General features: G+C 43.8%; 1 protein-coding gene. It reads right to left on the bottom strand.

Annotation, left to right across the window (positions count from 1 at the left end; all coding sequences use genetic code 11):
* The coding region (locus RAD04_RS38820) for a hypothetical protein (RefSeq protein ID WP_461627984.1) at positions 1-204 on the bottom strand (204 nt) is incomplete at its 3' end.
* Between the last annotated feature and the right edge of the window lie 61 nt (positions 205-265).

Raw genomic sequence — 265 nt, 5'->3', positions numbered from 1 at the left:
ATATTGTCTCCATGTAAGGGCGCGATAGTTGCGTCCGTTATAATGCTCGAGCTGCCACTCTTTTTGCTGCGGAAGGTCAATCTCTTGTATATGAAAGCCTTTCAGGTCGGGCATCTTTCCATTCAGCGAAGTGAGGTTCACTGCTGAATAGACTTTATATGTTAAAAGAACAGCTTGCTGCTCATACACTTTTGTCTTGTTCATTGTGGCTGTCATAAAAAGTTCGCTACCGCTGATTTCTGTCGACGATGCACCATTATTTCCG

Source organism: Bradyrhizobium sp. 25ACV, from assembly GCF_054863005.1.
Note: the sequence above shows the minus strand (reverse complement) of the source record. Positions and strands in the feature narration are given on the sequence as shown.